Annotated in this window: 5 protein-coding genes; all 5 read left to right on the forward strand. The window is 55.8% G+C overall.

All coding sequences use genetic code 11. The features are described 5' to 3' along the window. On the forward strand, positions 1-1,666 hold a 1,666-nt coding region (locus tag FBQ85_23540; protein MDL1878115.1), incomplete at its 5' end, for a hypothetical protein. Positions 1,667-1,802: 136 nt separating this feature from the next. After that, positions 1,803-2,018 carry a hypothetical protein gene (locus tag FBQ85_23545; protein ID MDL1878116.1) on the forward strand — a complete coding sequence of 72 codons (216 nt, stop codon included), beginning with the start codon at positions 1,803-1,805 and terminating at the stop codon, positions 2,016-2,018. 16 nt (positions 2,019-2,034) lie between these two features. Then, positions 2,035-4,887, forward strand: a complete 2,853-nt coding sequence (locus tag FBQ85_23550; protein ID MDL1878117.1) for a hypothetical protein — start codon at positions 2,035-2,037, stop codon at positions 4,885-4,887. A 132-nt stretch (positions 4,888-5,019) separates the two neighbouring features. After that, positions 5,020-6,381, forward strand: coding sequence for a glutamine synthetase (locus FBQ85_23555; GenBank protein ID MDL1878118.1), 1,362 nt, complete (start codon positions 5,020-5,022; stop codon positions 6,379-6,381). A 113-nt stretch (positions 6,382-6,494) separates the two neighbouring features. After that, positions 6,495-7,227 (forward strand): iron-containing alcohol dehydrogenase (locus FBQ85_23560; protein MDL1878119.1); only part of this gene is annotated, 733 nt, incomplete at its 3' end.

Below are 7,227 nucleotides of genomic sequence, written 5' to 3' on the forward strand. Positions count from 1 at the left end.
CGCGTGGACAAACCATGCGCGCTTGAAACGCAGCCATCGCCGTAGCGAGATGGCGTTGCCTGCCGCTGAAGCGTTTGCATTGATTGCGCGGCAATACGGCTTCAATTACCCGCAAGCCGAGTTCACGCAGCAATGGCGCAATGTTCTTTTCAATCAATCTCAAAGCGTGTTTGCCGGCGCTTCCACGGATGGGGTCAGTGAAGATGCCTTACGCGCCTACCGTGAAGCGACTGAAACCGCCAAAGCCGCGATGGATAAGGCAATGACGGCGATCGAAACCGCGATCAATACCAAGTCTGCGAACAACTCTGAAAACGCCGTAATCGTTTTCAATACGTTGAATTGGCCGCGCACCGACGTCGTCGAAGTCGAGGTGACTTTGCCGCCTTCGGTACTGCCCAAAGCGCCGGTGAAAAAAGCCAGCCGTTCGAAGAAAGCCGCAGTCGCGGACACGGCGAAAATCGAGCCGCCGCAGCCCTATTTTCGTGATGCTGCAGGCGCGCGTGTTCCGGCGCAGGTTCTCTTGCGTGATTCCACTGCCGAGGGCATTCACTATAAACTTCTTTTTATACCGGAAGACGTGCCCTCACTTGGGTACAAAGTCTACTGGCTCGAATGGCGCAGGCAGAGTCCGGAGATTGCGACTCGCGCCCGCATTGATTTGCCGACGTTGGCAATGAACAATGGCTTTTTTACGATTCGCCTGGATTCGCTGAGCGGCGGTGTTTTGCGTTTGGTGGACAGCCGGCAAAATCGCGAATGGATGGCGGCGGCCGGCGGCCTGGAATTGCTCGGCGAACGCGGCGGTGAAGCAAATGCGCTCGAGTTGGATTACGACGGCCAGCGCGAGGTTTTAAAAATGTCCGCACGCGCGGAAATTATCGAAGCCGGCCCGCTGCGCGCGCGCTTGCGCACCTCTTTCTCACACGGGAATTCCGTGATCAAGCAGGATTACGTGATGTACGCGAATCTGCCGCGCATTGAAGTGCAGTACAACGTTAAGTGGGACGAGCAGAACAAAATGCTCAAAGTGGCGTTTCCGTTTTATATTCCCGATCACCGCGCGCACTTTGAGATACCTTACGGCGCCGTGGCGCGTCCCACCAGCGGGGAAGAATTCCCCCTGCAAAAATGGCTCGATCTCTCGAACGAGCAATTCGGCGTGACGGTTGTGAATGACGGCAAAAACGGAGTCGATGTGAAGGAGGGGCGTGTGCGCATTTCAGCGTTGCGCGGCGCGGTTTCGCTCGATCGCGACGAACAGCAATTCAATCTCGCGTTAGTGCCGCACGAAGGCGATTGGAAGCAAGCGGTGCAGCACGGTTACAATTTCAATCAGCCCCTGGTGGCGAGATTCGTCGCACAGCATGCCGGTTCGCTGCCGCCGACGCACAGTTTCGTGAGCATCGAGCCTAAGCACGTTGTGCTGGCCGCCTTGAAAAAGGCGGAAGACGATGAAAGCTGGATTGTGCGTGTTTATGAAAGCACGGGCAGCGCCGTGAATGCCAGCATCACGCTGCCGTTTGCCGCGACTTCCGTCAGCGAAGTCGATCTGATTGAGTGGGAAAGCAAAGCGTTGCTCGGTTCCGGCCAAAAGCTGAATATTACGCTCGCGCCGTGGGAAGTGAAAACGTTGAAGGTGCGGGGGCCGGCGGGCATCAAATAAAAGCAGAAACTCTTATGATTTATTCCTGCACCTGTTCTGCTGCGCCTGCCGGAAGAGGCGGGCGCCAGAGCCGGTGCAGGCATAAGAGTTCAACGGGCGTTTCGCCCCAAGTTGTTTTGGTAGAGCAGGAGGGAGCATGACCGAAACCTGTTTTCGGTTTCTAAAAACATATGTTTTGCAACGACTATTGTCCACGCCGCCCGCGCTACTCGCGCCGAAAGAGAAGCGCTCCGCGGGCTGGTTTAAAGCCGCTTATGGCGGCATTGCCGCAGCGTTCTCTCCTCTGCTTGCTCACCTCCATTGCTGCACGCACAAAGATTTTGTCATCGTTAATCTCCATTCTAAATCATGATTAGCCGGATAACCAAATGATCTACACGAGTCCCTATACTCACAAAGTTCGCAAAGGCAGCCCGACCGCGGCTAAAAAAGTGCGTTTCAAGTTTCACGTGGTTTCGCATACGCATTGGGATCGCGAGTGGTACGCGAGTTTTCAGCAATATCGCCTGCGTCTGGTACGGTTGACCGATCGCTTGATCGATTTGCTCGAACGCACGCCGGAGTTTCGTTTCTTCGTGTTCGACGGGCAGACGATCGTGCTGGAGGATTATTTGGAGATTCGCCCGGAGAACCGCGAGCGATTACGCAATCTTATTCAAGCAGGCCGCATCGAAATCGGCCCGTGGTATGTTTTGCCCGATGAATTTCTCGTCAGCGGCGAGTCGTTGATTCGTAATCTCATCGTGGGCCAGCGCGTGGGCGCGCCGTTCGGCGGCGTGATGAAAGTCGGTTACAGCCCGGATTCCTTCGGCCACGTTGCGCAGTTGCCACAAATTTTGCGCGGCTTTCAAATCGACAACTTCATCTTCACGCGCGGCATGGGCGACGAACAAGATCACCTGGGCACCGAATTTCTCTGGGTCGCGCCCGACGGCAGCCGCGTGCTTGCCGTCAACCAATTCAAAAGCTATTGCAATGGCAACCAAATTGGTTTTGAAACCACCCAGGAAAATGCCGGTGAATCGCCGCGCTTCGATCTCGTCGTCGACTTTTTCAAACAAGAAACGCAAACGCTCGGGGCGCTGACCAAGCCCGGCACGGATGACACGCGGCATCTCTTGATCAATAATGGTTGCGATCATCAAGAGCCGCAAGCCGATATGCCGCGGATTTTGGCTTATGCCAACAACGTGTTGCAAGACAGCCAGGTTGAGCAAACAACATACTCGCGCTACGTGCACACCTTGCGCCGCGCGGGGCTTTCGTTGTCGGATTGGTTGGGTGAAATTCACAGCGGCAAGCGCCATTTCATACTCTCCGGCGTGCTTTCTTCCCGCGTGAATCTCAAACAGAAAAACGATGCGATTGAAACGTTGCTCACCTACGTTGCCGAGCCGCTGGGGGTTTTGCTGGGCCAGCTCACCGGCGCGGAAAATTACGCGGGATTCTTGCAGCAAGCCTGGAAAACATTGCTCAAGAATCATCCGCATGATTCCATTTGCGGCTGCAGCATTGATCAAGTCCATCGCGATATGTTGCCGCGCTTCGAAGAGGCGCAACAAATCGGGCGTTTGGCGCTTGCGTCCAGCCTTGATTTTCTCGCGAGCCGCCTCCGTCGCGAGCGCCACGCCTCCGCTGTCGTGGTGAATACTCTGGCTTTTGCCCGGCCGGGCGTCGTGCGCTCCGTGCTGCTGGTTCCGCCGGATACCTCATTGAAGGAAATTTCGCTGGTTGATGCTGAAGGCAAAGCCGTGCCGACGCATGTGATCAAAACGCGCGCACTTTATGCGCAACGGGGCTATGCGTTGCCGGAGGCTTTTTTGCGCGTCTCCTCGCAAGCAAGCTCTGATGTCCGCCCGCTGGATTATGCCGCCAAACGCGCGCAGCTTGATGTTGATATTGCTAATCACAATCTCAACGTTCACACCGCGCAAAAGCCCTGGAAGGCGGTTGAACTTGAATACCTCGTCGAGCAGGCGCCGGCCGCCGGTTTTCGAGTGTATGCGCTGCACCAGCAAGCGTCGCCCCGGTTGAAAGAAGGCGTCACGGTACGTGGCAACGTTGTCGAGAATAAATTCATGCGCGTGAAATTTGCCGCCGATGGCACGTTCGATTTATTTCACAAGGCTACAAAGAAAGAATACCGCCGCCTCAACGTGTTGGAAGACACGGCCGATCTTGGCGATGAATACGATTACTCGCCGGCGTTGAAGGATAAAAGCCTCTGGAGCCGTGGCCAACGCGGCAAGCTGAAGATCACACATCGCTCGCCGCTCGCCGTCGAAGTTGAAATCGCCGGTACCTTGCGCCTGCCGGTAAATTTTGATCGAAAGCGCAAACGCCGCAACGCCCGGCTCGTGCCTTGTCCGGTGCAGTGGAAGTTCGTGATTACTGCCGTTTCGCCGTGGGTAGAAGTCGAGTTAAAATTCGAGAATTTGGCGCAAGACCATCGTTTGCGCGTGCATGTGCCGGCGCCGCTTTCGGTGCAGCAAACGTTGGCGGGCCAGGCGTTCTACACGGCGCCGCGCCCGCTCAAGATGCCGGCAGCCAAAGATTGGATGCAGGCGCCTTCGCCCACCATGCCCATGCAAAATTTTTGTGCGGTGGAAGAGGCGCGCCGCGGGTTGGCGATTTTTGTTAACGGGCTTTATGAATACGAAGCCAGCAAGATCACAGGCGGCGTCGGCCTTGCCATCACGCTGCTGCGCGCGGTGGGCTGGCTTTCGCGCGGCGATTTAGCCACTCGCCGTAAACATGCCGGGCCGTTTTATGCCACGCCCGAAGCGCAATGCCTCGGCGCTCACACGTTTCATTATGCCATCATGCCATATGCCGGCGCTGCGGAAAAGCTGAATCTTGCCAACATGGCGCAAGCGTATCGTGTGCCGCTGTTCGAGGAGCAATGCACCGGCGCCGGCGGCAATCTCTCCGGGCAGTTTGCGTTGTTGCATTGCGAGCCGGCGGCCCTAACCGTCACCGCCATCAAACGCTGCGAACAGCGCAACACCACCATCGTTCGCCTGTTCAATGCTTCCACCGAACGTGTGCGCGGACATCTCGTGTGGGGCTTGCCGATCTCACACGCGTGGCGCGTCAACCTCGCTGAAGAGCGGCTCGAAGAGATTTCGGTGTATTCGAAAGCGCGCATCGAATTGGATTTTCCCGCCTGGCGCATCGTCACCATTGAATTGGAGTCCGGCCGCAAAATTGCCGGCGCATAAAGCGAAGGATTTTGGTGCGTGAGAAATGCCAGCATAACCTGCCGGCATTTCTCGCTAATTGGTGTCCGCCTGGAATCCTCACCGCCCGGGCGGCCTTCTCGTTTCAGTCATTCCACCAACCGGAGAGCACGGATGACGCTCGACCAAGTCAAGACGAAGCTGGACGAGCACGGCATCAATAAAATCAAACTCGGCGGCTTTGATATTGATGGCGTGTTGCGCGGCAAATATATCTCGCTTGAAAAATTTTTTTCCTCGGTCGAAAAGGGCTTCGGTTTTTGTGATGTGATTTTCGGCTGGGATGCCGCTGATGTTTTGTATGATAACGTGAAGTACACCGGTTGGCATACCGGTTATCCTGACACGCTCGCCAAAATTGATCTCTCCACGTTCCGCGTCATTCCCTGGGAACCCGGGGTGGCGCATTTCATCTGCGATTTCTACGATCATAACCGGAAGCCGCTGGCGATATCGCCGCGCCAGGTTTTGCAGCAAGTCGTTGCGCACTGCCGCAGTTTGGGCTACGAGCCGATGTTCTCGGTCGAGTATGAATTCTTCTTCTTTCAGGAAACGCCGCACTCTCTCCATGAAAAACAATTTCATAATCTGATCCCGCTTAGCCCCGGCATGTTCGGTTATTCACATTTGCGCAGCTCGATGCACGCGGAATTGACGCATCACATCATCGACGGCTTGCAGGCGTTTGATATTGAATTGGAAGGCTTTCACACCGAAACCGGCCCGGGCGTCTACGAAGCGGCGATTAGGTATGACTCTGCCGTGCGCGCGGCAGACAAGGCAGCGTTATTCAAAACCGCAATCAAAGAAATTGCGCATCGCCATGACTTGGTTGCGACCTTCATGGCCAAGCCGAATCAGGCGCTGCCCGGCTGCAGCGGGCATACGCACCAAAGCCTGTGGGCGCACGATCACAAAAAGAATCTTTTTTATGACGAAACGGATGCCAGCGCGATGTCGCCACTGATGAAACAATATCTCGCCGGCCAACTTGCGCTAATGCCGGAATTGTGCGCGTTCGTCGCGCCAACCGTGAATTCCTACAAACGCATGGTGCCCAACACCTGGGCGCCAACCTCGGCTTCGTGGGGCAGAGAGAATCGTACAACCAGTATTCGCGTGATTGCCGGGGATCCCAAAACCACCCGCATCGAATTTCGACTTGCGGGTGCGGACATGAATCCCTATCTCGGTATGGCAACAAGTTTAGCGAGCGGCTTGTACGGCATCGCCAACAAGCTCGAATTGCCGGAGGCCTGGCAACAAAACGCTTACACGGCGCCAGAAGGCACTTTTGCCGCGCTGCCGCGCTCGCTGGAAGAAGCGACGGCGCGTTTGCGCCAAAGCAAGATCGCGCCGCAAATTCTCGGCGCGGAGTTTGTGGAGCATTTCATTTTGACTCGCGATTGGGAAGTGCGGCAGTATCAGCAGGCGGTGACGGATTGGGAATTGAAGAGGTATTTTGAGATTATTTAATGTGATGGTGTTCTGGTTCGGGAGAATCGAATTATATGAAACCAAATTTCAATATCCTTACACACGCGTGTAAATTTCAAATTAAGGCCTGAATCGTATTCCGCAAAACCATTATGATCACCTCCTTCTCATTCCCCACCAAAATCATCTTCGGCCCGGGCGCGATTGCGCAACTGGGCGCTGTGCTCACGGAGCTGGGTGGCATTCGCCCGCTTGTGGTTACGGACAAAGGCATTGTCGCGAGCGGCATCATCAAGCAAGTCACCGTGCCGCTCAAGAAAAACGGCGTGGAATTCAGCCTGTTCGACAACGTGACCTCGAATCCAGTAGAGGAAAATGTCTGGGCTGGCGTGACGCATTTTCAACAGGAAAAATGTGACAGCATCATCGCATTGGGGGGCGGCTCGCCGATTGATGTTGCCAAAGCCATCGGGTTGATGGCGACACATCAACCGCCCATGGCGCAATACGATGACAAATTCGACGGCTGGAAACTCGTGCGTCCGATCGTGCCGCCGCTCATTGCCATTCCCACCACCTCGGGCACGGGCAGCGAAGTGGGGCGCAGCACGGTGATCACGTTGAAGGCGACTCAGCGCAAAACCGTCATCTTCTCGCCGCACTTGATGCCGCGTGTCGCACTATGTGATCCCGAATTAACGCTCAAATTGCCGCCGCATATCACCGCCGCCACCGGCATGGATGCGCTCACGCATTGCGTCGAGGCGTATCTTGCCCAGGGTTATCATCCCATGTGCGACGGTATTGCCCTGCAAGGTATGCGGTTGATCGCGAAAAGCTTGTTGCGCGCGGTGCATTATGGCGATGATGTCGATGCGCGCACGA

It is taken from the genome of Cytophagia bacterium CHB2, assembly GCA_030263535.1.
Taxonomy (GTDB): Bacteria; Zhuqueibacterota; Zhuqueibacteria; order Zhuqueibacterales; family Zhuqueibacteraceae; genus Coneutiohabitans.